Raw genomic sequence first — 14,678 nt, 5'->3', positions numbered from 1 at the left:
CTTTGACGTTACGGACGACGCTCGGTTGACGCTGTGCAGACCAGGAGGCCCGAGTTCGGGCAGTCTGCGGGAGACTAGAATGAAGACCGACGCGAATGTGGTGCACCTGAACAAGGCCGCCACAGAGCAATCGCCAACTTCGCCGGTAGGAAGACTGCCCGTGGCGCTGATCCAGGTGCGTGACAAAGCTGCGCAACAGCTCAAGCAGAGTCTGCAGAGTCTGTTCGACAATGCCGACGATACCCTCTTCGAGATGGCGGATCGGGCGACCAGCAATGCCGAGCAGAATGCCTTTTTCGAGGCGATGCGCGACCTGCGCCTGAAGCGCAAGAGCATCGAGCGCGGTTTCCTGCAGAAGGTGTTCGAGGCCTTCTCCAATCTCAATCAATATGAAATCGGCAAACCGCAGCCAGCGCTGGATGCGGTGTCGTTCGATAGCCTGAGCCTGGTGCAGAACGACGAGCTGGAAGAAACCGTGGCGCTGGATGCCATGGTCGCCAAGGTGATGAGCCGCGACGCGATAGCGCTAGGCCACCTCACCACTCGCCTCAATGCGGTGATCAGCAAGAAGCTCGATGACAAGAGCAACCCGCTTGGCCCGACCCTGCTCAGCGAGTACTTCCTCGACGCATGCAGCAGTCTGGGGGTGGAGATCAAGGTCAAGCTGATCATCCTCAAGCTGTTCGAGAAATACGTTCTGGGCGGTTGCGACAACCTGTATGCAGAGGCCAACCAAGCGCTGGTCAGTGCTGGTGTATTGCCTGAGCTGAAGTCTGCCCCGCCTCGCCGTCAACAGCGTTCTGCGACGTCTTCGCATGCTCAAATCTCTGCCGAGGAGGGCATTCCGCTGCTGGAGGGCGCGGATCAGGGCGTGCAGGAAGTATTCGGCGCTCTGCAGGATCTCCTCTCGCAAGTACGCGGTACGGCGATGTCGCGCCGTGCGCAGGTGGCTGATGCGCTGCCGATCACCAGCAATGATCTGATGCGCCTGCTGTCGCACATGCAGCAGCGTGCACCGGCGCAGGTCAGCATCGAGGATTTCGATCTGCGTGAGCAGCTCGAACAGTTGCTCGCACGTGCCAGCGCCAAGAGTGGCAAGGCGCGTGTGGTCGGTGAAGTTGACGAGGACGTGATCAACCTGGTGTCGATGCTCTTCGAGTTCATTCTCGATGACCGCACTTTGCCCGATTCGCTCAAGGCGCTGATCGGCCGCTTGCAGATTCCCATGCTCAAGGTCGCGGTGCTGGACAAGACCTTCTTCAGTCGCGGCAGCCACCCGGCTCGCCGTTTGCTCAACGAGATCGCCTCCGCTGCACTGGGCTGGGTCGATCAGGACGACGCACAGCGCGACAGCCTGTACCAGAAGATCGAGCAGGTAGTTCAGCGCCTGTTGAATGATTTCGTCGACGATCCAGCGATCTTCTCCGAGTTGTTGGCCGAGTTCATGGCCTTTACCGGGGATGAGCGCCGTCGTAGCGAGTTGCTGGAACAGCGTACCCGTGACGCCGAGGAGGGCAGTGCCAAGGCCGAGCTGGCTCGCCGTCAGGTCGAGCAGGCATTGAACGAGCGTCTGTTGGGCAAGACCCTGCCGGAAGTGGTGGTGCGTCTGCTGCAGGAGGCCTGGAGTAAGGTGCTGATGCTGACTTGCCTCAAGCATGGGGTCGAGTCGGACGAGTGGCATGCTGCACTGCAGACCATGGATGATCTGGTGTGGAGCGTCGCTCCGCATGAAGATCCCGAAGCGCGCTTGCGCTTGCTGGAACTGGTACCCGGGCTGCTCAAGGCGCTACGTGAAGGCATGACCAGCGCGGCGTTCGACCCGTTCTCCACCAGTGAATTCTTCAGCCAATTGGAAGCGCTGCATGTGCAGGCCTTCCAGCGTTTCAAACGTGCCGCACCCGAGCCTGATTCGGCGTTTGTCGAAGCCGATGGGGGCGTGCAGACGGATGTGAACGAGTCGGGTATCGAACTTCCGCTACTGGAACTGCCGGTTGCCGAGGAAATCGATGACGCGCCGACGATGGTCGAGGTAGTCGAAGAAATCATCCTGCTGGCTCCGGGCCAGACTCGCCCGCAAGAGCCGGATGTAGCTGCACCGGATGATGACGAAGCGCTGCTGCAGGTAGACAGCCTGCGAGTGGGCAGTTGGGTCGAGTTTCAGGAAGATGAAGAGCACAAGCTGCGTTGCAAGCTGGCAGCGATCATCAAGCCCACTGGCAAGTTCGTGTTCGTCAATCGCACCGGCATGAAGGTGCTGGAGAAGACTCGCAATGCGCTGGCCGTGGAGTTTCGTCGTAACTCCATCCGTTTGCTCGATGATGCGCTGTTGTTCGATCGGGCGCTGGAGTCGGTGATCGGTAATCTGCGCAAGCTGAAGAACGCCTGATTCTTCAGCACGCGCTGCGTTTATATGCGGCTTCGCGGTGCGCATGGCGCACTCTGCGAGAAGCTGTTGAGCCGGCAGGAATATTCTCCACTCAGTTGCTTTGCCTTAGCGTCCCTCAAGGGGGTATTTCTCGCTGCTGCACATCCTGTTGCGGCCTCGCTCTTGGCCGTTGTAGCCCACTGCTCTAGAGTGGTGGCTCGTTCAGGAGCATTCCATGCAGCTTGACCCTTCCTCTGGTTGGTTTCAGGGCGTCAGCCACTGTCCTTCGCCGAACTTCAATGCCCGTCCCGATGGCGAAATTTCGTTGTTGGTGGTGCATAACATCAGTCTTCCGCCAGGACAGTTCGGTACTGGCAAGGTGCAGGCCTTCTTCCAGAACCGTCTGCCGTTGCACGAGCATCCCTTCTTTGCCGAAATTGCCTCCCTACAGGTCTCTGCGCATTTCTTCATCGAGCGTGATGGCGCGCTGACTCAGTTCGTCTCCTGTCTCGATCGTGCCTGGCATGCCGGTGTGTCCTGCTTCGATGGGCGTGACAACTGCAACGATTTTTCTCTCGGCGTGGAACTGGAAGGCACGGACGATCAGCCCTATACCGATGAACAGTACGCCCGGCTGGCCGAGCTCACTCGGCAGTTACTGGACGCTTATCCTGCGTTGTCGGCGCAGCGTATCCGTGGCCACAGCGATATCGCGCCGGGCCGCAAGACCGACCCCGGGCCTGCGTTCGACTGGTCGCGTCTGCATGCAGAATTGAAGGAGAGGTAGCGATGAGTTTTCTGGTGATTCTGTTGGTGCTCTGGGTCGAGAAGTTCTCGGCCGGACGCCTACGTATCCAGCAGGACGGTTTCTGGCTCGGCCTGTTGCAGCGTGTGCAACAAGGCAGCCTGCAGCAGGCGCCCTGGCTGTGCCTGGCGGCGCTGGTGCTGATGCCTGTGCTGGCATTGGGACTCGTATTGTTGATTCTCGAACCGCTGGCCTACGGCTGGCTCGCGCTGCCTGTACACCTGCTGGTGCTGATCTACAGCCTGGGGCGAGGCGATGTGTTGGCAGCATTGGGCCCATTTCGCGATGCCTGGCGTCGTGGCGACGCTCAGGCTGCCTACCACGTGGCAGAGCGTGATCTGGGACTCCAGCCCGAGGAGGGTGTGGCGCTGTTGCCGCAGGTTCAGGGGCACTTGCTATGGCAGGCCTACCAGAGTTTCTTTGCGGTGATCTTCTGGTACCTCCTGCTCGGCCCGATGGCTGCCCTGGCTTATCGCCTGCTGGCGCTCAGCGCAGAGCATGCCGAGCAGCCGGCACTGCGCGAGCGTGCCGTGCAACTGCGTCATGCCTTCGACTGGTTGCCCGCGCGCGTGCTCGCCTCCAGCTTCGCTCTGGTCGGCAATTTCGTCGCCGTCAGCCGCGCCTTGCTGCATGAGTTGCTCAGTTGGGATATCTCGGCGATGCAACTGGTGGCCAAGGCGGGACGAGCTGCCGGGGAAATGCCGGCTCCGGTCATGGGCGAAGAGGGCGTCGAGACGCTGGATCAGCTGTGGCAGTTGCTGATTCGTGCTGCCGTGGTGTGGTACGCCGGTTATGCGCTGTGGGTGCTGCTGGTCTAGAAACCTGTTTACGCTCCCGTAGGGCGGATCGGGACGCTGACCGCTCGTAGCGCCAGCGCGTAGGGGGGACTCAGGAGCGCCAGCGAACAGTCCACAACACATCTAACGGCGTACTGCTTCGCGAACGGATTGCCACCCGGTATGCCCTATCGCGCTCTCTGTAGGGCGGGTGCAACCCGCCATTACGCAAATTGGCGGGTTGCACCCGCCCTACGTTTTTCTGCAATCCCGTTCGCGAGCCACGTTTGTCCCGGTAAAGGGGCGAGGAGCGCCGCGCGCTTAACCTTAAGTTACAGAGAAGGCTGTCGATAAGGGGTATAAGGAGGCCGTAGCCGACCCTGTTTGGTGGTTTTCGTTACATTTATCTGCCTGTATTCGCTGCGCCTATCCGCATGCCACAGGTCGGGCTGCGCAGGACGCCGTTGTCAGCCCGTGAGAGGCTTTGCGGCCGTTCTAGCGACACTAATAACAATAATGGCAACTGGAGACGTCTAGTGAAGACCGTGTTGTATCCGGCCATCGCGCTGATGAACCGCCTCAGCTTCGGCATGAAGTTCAGCCTGATCAGCGTTCTATTCTTCCTGCCCATGCTGGTGACCAACTTCTACCTGGTGCGTGATTCCTATCGCCAGTTCGTTGGAACCCAAACCGCTCTGGAAAGCCTCGAACTGCTCGGCAGTAGCCTGCAGTTACGCCGCGATCTGGAGAGCCTCAACGATCTCGTACAGATCAACTCGATGATTGGTCAGTCCGGTCAGGCGGGGGATCTGGAGGGGCGCATCGACCAGTTGCAGGCGTCGCTGACCTCCGGTTTGCAAGGCCTCGACCCGGTCACCTACGATGCCGAGCAGAGTGCCGAGTTCATCGCCAAACGCGATGAACTGCTGGCCGAATTGAAGAACGCCGAATCCGAGACCTCATTGCAGAGCAAGGCGGTGATCGTCGAGAAGCTGCTTGGCTCTTCCCAGGTGTTCATCAAGCTGGTGGCCAGCCAGGCGGGTCTTAGCCAGGATCCGCAGCGTCAGGTGCGGCAGATCACCGAGCTGATCACCAATGTCACCCCGCAGATTACCGAGACCCTGAGCCAGGGCCGCGCCATTGGCGCTTATTCCCTGGGCCAGGGTTTTCTCAATTCCTCGGCCAGCACCAAGTTCGATGAGCTATTGCTGCTGCTGGAAAAACTCCACGCCGAATATGGCCTGAACCTGCAGGATGCGCTGGCTGGCAACGTCGCCGCGCAAAATGGCCTGGGCAGCCTGGCCGAGGCCAGCCGCCAGACACTCAAGGACAGCGCCGTGTTGTTCGAGGATCAGGTGATCATCGCCGACAGCCTGGATACGCCGTGGACGCAGTTCTACGACCAGGTCAGCCAGGAAATGGCCAAGACCTACGCCTTCAACGATGGCCTGCTGGCATTCCTCGACAGCCAGTTGAGCGAGCGCCTGGTCGAGAACCGCGCTCAGATGGTGTTGCTGGTGGTGGCGCTGGTGGTGGTGTTCCTGCTGATCGTCTACCTCTACAGCGGTTTCTACGTGTCCACCCGCTCGACCCTGAAGAACCTCGGCCAGGTGATGGACAAGGTGGCGGCCGGCGACATGACGGCCAACTTCCAGGCACAGAGCCGCGACGAGCTGGGTGAGCTGGGGCAAGTGTTCAACCAGACCGTGGTGCGTATCCACGACCTGATCGAGCGCGTTGGGCACACGGTGGGTGAAGTGGGTGGCCAGGCGGATCGTGTCGAGCTGGTCTCCGGTGAGAGTAACCAGGCAGTTGCCAGCCAGCGTGCGCAGATCGAGCAGGTAGCGACGGCGATGAACCAGATGGCTGCCACCGCGCAGGAGGTGGCGCGCAGTGCTGCCGCGGCGGTGGGCAGTGCGCAGAGCGTGAATCAGGAGACGGTCACGGGACGTGCGCTGGTCGAGGCGCAGGTCGGTGCGATTCAGCGTCTGGCCGGCGAGATCGATCAATCGGTGGCGGTGATCAACCAACTGGCCAGTGACAGTGCGGCCATCAGCCAGGTGCTGGACGTGATCAAGGGCATCGCCGAGCAGACCAACCTGCTGGCACTCAATGCTGCCATCGAGGCGGCGCGTGCGGGTGAGCAGGGCCGGGGGTTTGCCGTGGTGGCCGACGAGGTGCGTAACCTGGCCAAGCGCACGCAGCAGTCCACCGAAGAAATCGAGACGATGATCGTCAAGCTGCAGGGCGGCGTTGGTGCGGCGGTCAAGGCGATGAACGCCAGTCACCAGATGGCTGACGGCACGGTGAGCGAGTCGGCCAAGGTGCAGCTGGCCCTGGAGAACATCCTTGGCGCGGTGGGCATGATCGTCGATCAGAACCAGCAGATCGCGGCAGCGGCCGAGCAACAGACCGCCGTGGCGCACGATATCGATCAGAACATCGTCGAGATCAACCACGCGGGTGAGCGCACCGCTGCCGGGGCCAGCCAGACCGAGCAGGCCAGCCGCGAGCTGAGCGAACTGGTTTCGCGTCTCAAGCAGCTGATCAGCGCCTTCCGGGTTTAACTGCTCTGTGGGAGGCGCTTCAGCGGCGATGCGTTTGTAGTCGTCGCGGCTGAAGCCCCTCCCACAGAGGCGACCTGACTTTAGTTCCAGCCGAACAACTCATCCGCATTACGGCTGCTGGCCGCTGCCAGTTCTTCGTCCGTCACGCCACGCAGTGTTGCCAGTTCGCTGCAGATGTCTGCCAGGTATTCCGGGCTGTTGCGCTGATTCGCGTGCATGGCGGGCGCCATGTCCGGGGAGTCGGTTTCAAGCACGATGGCTTCCAGTGGTAGTTGTGCGACTACCTTGCGCAGTCGATTGGCCTGCGGCCAGGTAGCGGCGCCGCCAAGGCCAAGACGAAAACCCAGCTTGATGTACTCGCGTGCTTCCTCGTAGCTGCCAGCGAAGGCGTGGATGATGCCGCCGCGTGCCAGGCGAAAGCGCTTGAGCGTAGCGATGGTCGCGGCATGGGCGCGGCGCACGTGCAGCAACGCTGGCAGTTCGAACTCGGCGGCCAGTTTTAACTGTGCCTCGAACAAGGTTTGCTGCCGTTGCCGATCCAGATGCTCCAGGTAATAGTCCAGGCCGAATTCACCGACGGCGCACAGCTTGTGGTGTCCGGCCAGTTTGTCCAGCCAGTCGCGCAGCTCGTCGAGATGCTGCGGGCTATGGTCGTCCAGATAGACCGGATGCAGGCCGAAGGCGGCGTACAGGCCTTCGTCTTCCTCGACCAGCTGCCACAGCCGCTGCCAGTTGGCCTGGTAGACCCCAAGTACAACCATGCGCTGCACTCCGAGCGCGCGGCTGCGCGTGAGCACGTCGTCGCGATCTGCATCGAAGTCGGGGAAATCGAGATGGGTGTGGGTATCGATCAGGCGCATCGGTCGGCTCACGAACTAGTGTTCAGAGTCGGCTATTTTCCCCTTTCCTGCCAGAGCAAGGGAGCGTTGGCTAATCTTTTCAGTCGTATGGACATGGACGGATTTCACTCGGGCAGTGAAGTAAGGAGGTCGCTGGGTGCGCCAAGTACGCAATTTGTTGGGCGCGTTGCTCGCCGTTTTTCTGCTGTTGGTGGCCGCGGTGATGCTGTTTCTGGTGTTGTTCGACTGGAATCGTGCACGGCCGCTGATCAACGAGCAGGTTTCTGCGGCCTTGAATCGGCCGTTCGCCATCGAGGGCGACCTGCGTGTGGTCTGGCAGCGTGAGGTGGGCCAGCAGGGCTTGAGTGCCTGGGTGCCCTGGCCGCACTTCGCCGCCGAGCAGCTGCGCCTGGGCAACCCTGATTGGGCGCAGGGCGATGCCTTCGTGAGCCTCGACAGCGTGCGTTTTCGTCTGTCTCCGCTGCCGCTTTTGTGGAAGACGGTGAGCATCCCCAGTATCGAGCTTGGGGCGCCAGTCGCCGATTTGCAGCGCCTGGCCGATGGACGAGCCAACTGGGTGTTCGATCTGGGCAAGGAGCAGCCGGACGACACCGATCAGCCCAGCCCCTGGACGTTGGATATCGGCACCATCGGCTTCGACAAGGGGCAGGTGAAGCTGGATGACAATGTCAGCAATACCCGTCTGGAGGCAACCATCCAGCCGCTGGGCGAGCCGATCCCGTTCGCCGACATCGTTGGCAAGAGCGCTGCCGAGCGTCTGGCGCAGAGCAATGCCAGCGCCCAGGATTACGCCTTCGCCTGGCAGACCAAGGGCAGCTTCCGCGGCCAGCCGTTGACCGGTAACGGCAAGGTCGGTGGTCTGCTGGCGTTGCACGATGCGTCGCAGCCGTTCCCGTTGCAGGCCGATCTGCGCATCGGCGCGACCCGCATCGTGCTGGCCGGCAGCCTGACCGATCCGCAGAATCTGGGGGCTCTGGATCTGCGTTTGCGGCTGTCCGGTGCCAGCTTGGGTCAGCTGTATCCGCTGACCGGCGTGACCTTGCCGGATACCCCGCCGTACAGCACCGATGGTCGCCTGCAGGCCGACTTGCACGATGCCGATGGAGCGATCTTTCGCTACCTCGGTTTCAATGGCCAGATTGGGGAGAGCGATATTTACGGCGACCTGACTTTCGTGGCCCGCGAGCCGCGGCCGAAGTTGTCCGGCCGCCTGACCTCCAATCAACTGCTGTTCAGTGACCTGGCGCCATTGATCGGTGCCGACTCCAGCGAGGACAAGCGCGAGCGCGGCGAGCGGGACGTGCAGCCGGCGAACAAGGTGCTGCCTGTCTCGGAATTCCGTACCGACCGCTGGCGTGCGATGGACGCCGATGTGCGCTTCGTCGGCAAGCGCATCGTGCACAGCGAGCAGTTACCGATCACCGATCTCGACACCCATGTGGTGCTCAATGACGGCACGCTGAGTCTGGAGCCGCTGCGTTTCGGCATGGCCGGAGGTGTGCTCGACTCGCAGATCCGCCTCAATGGCGCGACCGCGCCGCTGCAGGGGCAGATGCGTCTGCGCGCCCGTGACCTCAAGCTCAAGCAGCTGTTTCCCACCTTCGCGCCGATGCAGACCAGCTTCGGCGAGCTCAACGGTGATGCGCGCATCAGCGGTCGCGGCAACTCGGTGGCGGCCTTGCTTGGCGGTGCCGATGGCGAGCTGAAGATGCTGATCAACGACGGCGCGGTGAGCCGCGGGCTGATGGAGATCGCCGGGCTGAACGTCGGCAACTACTTGGTAGGCAGGCTGTTCGGTGACGAGGATGTGAAGATCCACTGCGCGGCGGCCGATCTCGGCATCAAGCAGGGGCTGATGAGTACGCGGCTGTTCGTCATCGATACCGACAATGCGGTGATCAAGGTCGACGGCAGCGCCAACTTCGCCAGTGAGCGGCTGGACTTCACCATCACGCCGTCGACCAAGGGCTTTCGCATATTCTCCCTGCGCTCGCCGCTGTACGTGCGCGGCACGTTCAAGGAGCCCGCGCCGGGCGTGCAGGCCACGCCGCTGGCGCTGCGTGGTGTCGGCCTGGTGGCGCTGGGTGTCGCGGTGGCGCCGGCGGCCGGCTTGCTGGCGCTGGTGGCGCCCAGCGCTGGCGACGAGCCAAGCCAATGCGAGCCGCTGCTGCAGAAGATTCAAGGTGGTTAGCAGGAGGCATCAGAACTACATGTAGGGTGTCGTGGGGCCGCCTAGGCTGCGCGCACCGACCTTTTCCGACAGTTGGTGCGCATGGCGCACCCTACCCTTGGGTTCGGGCCTTGAAGCTGCGGCCAATGGCCTCGATACCGGGCTGATAGTCGTTGTGTTCAACCGCTCGTAGCGTCCAGGCCAGCACGCGCTCGGCGATACGTTCGTGCTGCTGGCTCATGGCATTGACCCGCAGCGGCAGAAAATCCAGCAACTGGGTATCGCCGAAGGTTGCCAGGCGCACCGCCGGCCATTGCTCGTTGCCCTGCTCACGTAGCGCATCGAATACACCTTCGAGCAGCACGTAGGCGGTGGTCAGCAAGGCATCCGGCGGACCGACTTCATTCATCAGCGTCTGCATCTCCCGGTAACCGCAGGCGCGGCTGAACAGCTCGCCGTGATAGACGCTGATGCGTCCGTCGAAACCAGCCAGCGCGGCATGGAAACCACGCTCGCGCGCCTGGCTGATGACCAGTTCCGCACGGGCGCCGAGCAGGGCGATATGCCGGGGCTTGGGTTTCAGCAGGCTTTCGGTCAGGGTGCGCCCGGCCTGCTCGTCATCGCTGACCACCGAGCGGATATGCGTAGGCGACAGGGCCCGATCCACCGCCACGACCGGCAGGCCGGCAGCGACGATGGCGGGATACAGCGGATCATCGGCAGGTAGGCAACTGGCGACGATCAATGCTTCGCAGCGGCGCGAGCGGAACAGTTCGAGCAACTGCCGCTCGCTGCTCGGGTCATCGTCGGAGCTGGCGATCAGCAACTGATAGCCGGCGGCGCGGGCCTTCTGTTCGAGCAGCTTGGCCAGGCGCGCGTAACTGGGGTTCTCCAGATCCGGCAGGATGAAGCCCAGGCAGCGGCTTTGCCCGCGGCGCAGACTGGCGGCCTGCTGATCCGGGCGATAGCCATGTTCTTCTACCACCGCCAGCACCTTGGCCACAGTCGCAGGGCTGATGCGCCGGCGTTCGGCCTGACCGTTGATCACGTAGCTGGCGGTGGTCACCGAGACCTGCGCCAGGCGGGCGATGTCGCTGAGTTTCACGGGCGCAGCACCATGCAGAGAAGAGGTTTCGAGCGTGTGAGCGCGGCGAGTCTACACCGACTCGACGACGACCGGGCTTCAAGGATTACCCATTATCGGATAAGGTGCCAGCGTTTGATGAATCGTTTCAGCAACTTGATTCATCAGCTAGTCTTGAAGGTGTTTGCGGGGCGTAAGTGAGCGCCGAGCCCGTGAACACTCTTCTCAATCAGAACAAGAATCCAAGCCGGAGGCACCCATGCTCGAACTCGATGCCAGCCAAATCCAGATGGGCCGGGCGGCGGCGAACAAGGGCGAAGCCCTGGCCATGCTTGGCGATGCGTTGGCCAGTGCCGGCCTGGCTACTGCGGCTTACCTCGACGGCTTGCAGGCTCGCGAAGCCCAGGGCTCGACCTTTCTCGGCCAGGGCATCGCCATTCCCCATGGCACGCCACAGACCCGCGATCAGGTACTGCGCACCGGCGTCAGCCTGATTCAGTTTCCGGCTGGAGTGGATTGGGGCAATGGCCAGCAGGTTTATCTGGCCATCGCCATCGCTGCCCAGTCCGATGAGCACCTGCATCTGCTGCAACTGCTGACCCGCGCCCTGGGCGAGGGTGACCTGAGCCAGGCGCTGCGTGAAGCTCGCGAGCCGGCGCAGATACTCGAGTTGCTGCAGGGCGCACCGCAGGCGTTGGCATTGGACGGCCAACTGGTGGCGCTGGCGCAGCCTGCCGAAGATTTCGACGAATTGCTCTGGCAGGGGGCACGCCTGTTGCGTCAGTCCGGCTGCGCCCGTAGCGGTTTCGCCCTCGGGCTGGCGCGTGGTGAGCCGCTGCCGCTGGGCGATGGCCTGTGGTGGCTGCACAGCGAGGCCAGCGTCGAGCGCCCTGGCTTGGCCTTCGTCACCCCGGCGCAACCGCTGACGTTCCGCGGCGAAGCGCTGCGTGGTCTGTTCTGCCTGGCCAGCCAGGGCGAGGCGCACAGACAGGCGCTGGAGCGCCTGTGCGATGTGCTGATCGGTGGCCGAGCCGCAGCGTTCAGCGACGCCAGCGATAGCCGCCAGGTGATCGAGGCGCTGGGCGGTGAGGTGCCGCCGGACTGGCCCAGTCTCAGCGTGCCGTTGCTCAATGCCCATGGTCTGCACGCGCGTCCGGCAAAGGCACTGAGCGAACTGGCGCAGGGCTTCGCCGGTGAGATCCGCGTGCGCCTGCTCGGCGACACGGGCGCCGGGGTTTCGGCCAAGAGCCTCAGTCGCCTGCTGGCGCTGGGCGCGCGGCGTGGCCAGACGCTCGAATTCAGCGCCGAAGCGGTGATTGCCGACAGCGCGCTGCCGGCCATTCGCGCCGCAGTGGAAAGTGGTTTGGGCGAAACGGTCGAACCACTCAGCGAAGCGCTGCCCGAGGTGGCGGCGCAGCTTGAGCTGATCGAGGCCGTCGCCCCCGTCGCCGGTAGTCGCTTGCTGGCCGTTGGCGCCTCGCCCGGTATCGCCATGGGGCCGGCACTGGTACGTACGCCGCCGACCTTTGATTTCGCCGAGCAAGGTCAGGGTGTCGAGACGGAGCGTGCGCGTCTGGATGCAGCCCTGGCCGCCGTTGCCGCGCAGATTCAGCGCCTGGTCGATGGCGCCGGCGTGGCGAGCATTCGTGAGATATTCAGCGCCCACCTGGCCATGCTCGCTGATCCCGCGCTGCGTGAAGATGTCGAGGCCCGCCTGGGCAAGGGCGCGAGCGCTGAGGCGGCCTGGCAGGTCGAAGTCGAGGCGGCGGCCAAGCGTCAGGAGGCCCTGCATGATCCATTGCTGGCCGAACGTGCGGCTGATCTACGTGATATTGGCAATCGTGTGCTGGCGCACCTCTGCGGTGTCGAGCTGCCCAGCGAGCCGAATGAACCTTACATATTGGTGATGGCCGAAGTCGTGCCGTCGGACGTGGCTGGCCTCGACCGTCAACGTGTCGCTGGCATCCTGACCGCGCGCGGTGGTGCTACCGCGCACAGCGCGATCATCGCTCGCGCACTGGGAATCCCCGCTGTGGTCGGGGCCGGTGATGGCGTGCTGGCGTTGGCGCAAGGCACGCCGCTGTTGCTCGATGGCGACAGCGGCCTGCTGCGTATCGCGCCGGATACCGCCGAGCGCGATCAGGCGTTGCATGAGCGTGAGGTGGCGCAGCAGCGGCGTGAGCAGGCGCATGCCGAGCGCTTCAGCGACGCAAAGACCCGTGACGGTGTGCGTGTGGAAGTGGCGGCCAATATCGGCGCCAGTGGCGAAACCGCTGATGCGGTGGAACTGGGCGCGGAAGCGGTGGGCCTGCTGCGCACCGAGCTGGTGTTCATGGAGCATGCTCAGGCGCCGGATCACGCTGCGCAGGAGCGCGAGTATCGGCGTGTGCTCGATGCATTGGGTGGCCGCCCGTTGGTGGTGCGCACACTGGATGTCGGCGGCGACAAACCCCTGCCTTACTGGCCGATGCCGGCTGAGGAGAACCCTTTCCTTGGTGTACGTGGCATTCGCCTGAGCCTGCAGCGCCCGGAGATTCTGGAAACCCAGTTGCGCGCCTTGCTCGCCTCGGCCGATGGCCGCCCGCTGCGGATCATGTTCCCCATGGTCGGTTCGGTGGAGGAGTGGCGTGCGGCGCGTGACATGGTGCAGCGCCTGCGCGAAGAGATCGATGTGCGCGACCTGCAGGTCGGCATCATGATCGAAGTGCCCTCGGCCGCACTGCTGGCGCCGGTGCTGGCGCGTGAGGTGGACTTCTTCAGCATCGGCACCAATGACCTGACCCAGTACTGCCTGGCCATCGACCGCGGCCATCCGCAGCTGTCGGTGCAGGCCGATGGACTGCACCCGGCCGTGTTGCGCCTGATCGAGATGACCGTGACCGCTGCTCATACGCAGGGCAAGTGGGTCGGCGTCTGTGGCGAACTGGCCAGCGACCGCCTGGCCGTGCCGCTGCTGGTGGGGCTTGGCGTGGACGAACTGAGCGTGACGCCACGCTCGATTGCCCTGGTCAAGGCGCGCGTGCGCGAGCTGGACAGCCGCCAGGCACGCACCCTGGCAGATCGCGCCCTGACCCTGGACAGTGCCAGCGCCGTGCGCGCGCTGGTCGCGGAGATGCATTGATGGCCCGAATCCTGACCCTGACCCTGAACCCGGCACTGGATCTGACCCTGCGTCTCGACCGCCTGCAGCCCGGCGCGATCAACCGCTGCCATGAGCTGCGCAGCCATGCGGCCGGCAAGGGCCTGAACGTCGCCCAGGTGCTGGCCGACCTTGGTCACAATCTGAGCGTCGGCGGCTTTCTCGGGCGCGCCAATGCCGCGCCGTTCGAAAGCCTGATGCACAAGCGCGGCTTTCACGACCTGTTCGTCCGTGTGCCGGGCGAGACGCGCAGCAACATCAAGCTGGCCGAAGCCGACGGCTGCATCACCGACCTCAACGGCCCCGGCCCGCAGGTCGAGGCCGAACACCTGCAACGCCTGGAAGAGGAGCTGGAGCCGCTGCTAGCCGGGCATGACGCCGTGGTGGTGGCCGGCAGCCTGCCGCGTGGCATCACCCCGCAGTGGTTCGCCGGTTTGCTGCGGCGCATCAAGGCCAGTGGCGTACCACTGATTGTAGATAGCAGCGGTGCTGCCCTGCAGGCGGCCCTCGGCGTCGCCCCCTGGCTGATCAAACCCAATGAGGAAGAGCTTACCGAAGTATGCGGCAGCGATCTGTCTGCCGCCGTGCAGACGCTGCGCGCACAGGGTATCGAGCACGTGCTGCTGTCACGTGGCGCAGAAGGCGTCGAATGGCACGGCCCGGACATTGCCCTGCGCGCCATTCCGCCGCGTGTCGAGGTCGCCAGTACGGTCGGTGCTGGTGACTCGCTGCTGGCGGCCAGCCTGCACGGCCTGCTCGAGGGCTGGCCAGCCGAACGCACCTTGCGCCTGGCCACGGCGGTGGCGGCGCAGGCGGTCACCCAGATCGGCTTCGGCATCCATGATCGCGAGCAGCTGGCCCGTCTTGAAGCGGCCGTGCAATTGCACTCCATAGAAGAATAAGAGGCACCCA

At 63.6% G+C, this 14,678-nt stretch carries 9 protein-coding genes; 7 read left to right on the top strand and 2 right to left on the bottom strand.

The window, feature by feature from the left end:
- Positions 1 to 79: 79 nt before the first annotated feature.
- The 4 genes from C7A17_RS06165 (at position 80) to C7A17_RS06150 (ending at position 6,513) form a co-directional block, all read left to right on the top strand.
- Entirely contained in the window at positions 80 to 2,386 is a 2,307-nt protein-coding gene (locus C7A17_RS06165; RefSeq protein WP_106737191.1) for a DUF1631 domain-containing protein, read from the top strand.
- 214 nt (positions 2,387 to 2,600) lie between these two features.
- The gene (gene ampD, locus C7A17_RS06160) at positions 2,601 to 3,152 is read left to right on the top strand and encodes a 1,6-anhydro-N-acetylmuramyl-L-alanine amidase AmpD (protein WP_106737190.1); all 552 of its coding nucleotides are present in this window, start codon (positions 2,601 to 2,603) and stop codon (positions 3,150 to 3,152) included.
- Positions 3,153 to 3,154: 2 nt separating this feature from the next.
- A complete protein-coding gene (gene ampE, locus C7A17_RS06155; RefSeq protein WP_106737189.1) occupies positions 3,155 to 3,988 on the top strand; it encodes a regulatory signaling modulator protein AmpE in 834 nt (277 codons plus the stop codon).
- Between the two features lie 494 nt (positions 3,989 to 4,482).
- The gene (locus tag C7A17_RS06150; protein ID WP_106737188.1) at positions 4,483 to 6,513 is read left to right on the top strand and encodes a methyl-accepting chemotaxis protein; all 2,031 of its coding nucleotides are present in this window, start codon (positions 4,483 to 4,485) and stop codon (positions 6,511 to 6,513) included.
- Between the two features lie 80 nt (positions 6,514 to 6,593).
- Here C7A17_RS06150 and C7A17_RS06145 read toward each other — a convergent pair whose 3' ends face one another.
- Complete coding sequence (locus tag C7A17_RS06145) at positions 6,594 to 7,373, bottom strand: TatD family hydrolase (RefSeq protein WP_106737187.1); 780 nt, start codon at positions 7,371 to 7,373, stop codon at positions 6,594 to 6,596.
- Positions 7,374 to 7,509: 136 nt separating this feature from the next.
- On the opposite strand from C7A17_RS06145, the gene C7A17_RS06140 reads away from it, so the two are divergent.
- Positions 7,510 to 9,564, top strand: a complete 2,055-nt coding sequence (locus C7A17_RS06140) for an AsmA family protein (RefSeq protein WP_106737186.1) — start codon at positions 7,510 to 7,512, stop codon at positions 9,562 to 9,564.
- Positions 9,565 to 9,655: 91 nt separating this feature from the next.
- Here C7A17_RS06140 and cra read toward each other — a convergent pair whose 3' ends face one another.
- Positions 9,656 to 10,648 (bottom strand): catabolite repressor/activator, encoded by a 993-nt coding sequence (gene cra / locus C7A17_RS06135; protein WP_106737185.1) that lies wholly within the window; start codon positions 10,646 to 10,648, stop codon positions 9,656 to 9,658.
- Between the two features lie 238 nt (positions 10,649 to 10,886).
- On the opposite strand from cra, the gene ptsP reads away from it, so the two are divergent.
- Entirely contained in the window at positions 10,887 to 13,748 is a 2,862-nt protein-coding gene (ptsP, locus tag C7A17_RS06130) for a phosphoenolpyruvate--protein phosphotransferase (protein ID WP_106737184.1), read from the top strand.
- Positions 13,748 to 14,668 carry a 1-phosphofructokinase gene (gene pfkB, locus C7A17_RS06125; RefSeq protein ID WP_106737183.1) on the top strand — a complete coding sequence of 307 codons (921 nt, stop codon included), beginning with the start codon at positions 13,748 to 13,750 and terminating at the stop codon, positions 14,666 to 14,668. The genes ptsP and pfkB overlap by 1 nt, the downstream gene beginning before the upstream one ends.
- The last annotated feature ends 10 nt before the right edge of the window (positions 14,669 to 14,678 follow it).

Source organism: Pseudomonas mendocina (genome assembly GCF_003008615.1).
In the GTDB taxonomy this organism is placed as follows: Bacteria; Pseudomonadota; Gammaproteobacteria; order Pseudomonadales; family Pseudomonadaceae; genus Aquipseudomonas; species Aquipseudomonas mendocina_C.
Note: the sequence above shows the minus strand (reverse complement) of the source record. Positions and strands in the feature narration are given on the sequence as shown.

What these genes read in the sequence shown, in the direction of transcription:
- C7A17_RS06165 (WP_106737191.1), top strand. Translation starts at nt 80, where the DNA reads ATGAAGACCGACGCGAATGTGGTGCACCTGAACAAGGCCGCCACAGAG.
- ampD (WP_106737190.1), top strand. Translation starts at nt 2,601, where the DNA reads ATGCAGCTTGACCCTTCCTCTGGTTGGTTTCAGGGCGTCAGCCACTGT.
- ampE (WP_106737189.1), top strand. Translation starts at nt 3,155, where the DNA reads ATGAGTTTTCTGGTGATTCTGTTGGTGCTCTGGGTCGAGAAGTTCTCG.
- C7A17_RS06145 (WP_106737187.1), bottom strand. Translation starts at nt 7,373, where the DNA reads ATGCGCCTGATCGATACCCACACCCATCTCGATTTCCCCGACTTCGAT.
- ptsP (WP_106737184.1), top strand. Translation starts at nt 10,887, where the DNA reads ATGCTCGAACTCGATGCCAGCCAAATCCAGATGGGCCGGGCGGCGGCG.
- pfkB (WP_106737183.1), top strand. Translation starts at nt 13,748, where the DNA reads ATGGCCCGAATCCTGACCCTGACCCTGAACCCGGCACTGGATCTGACC.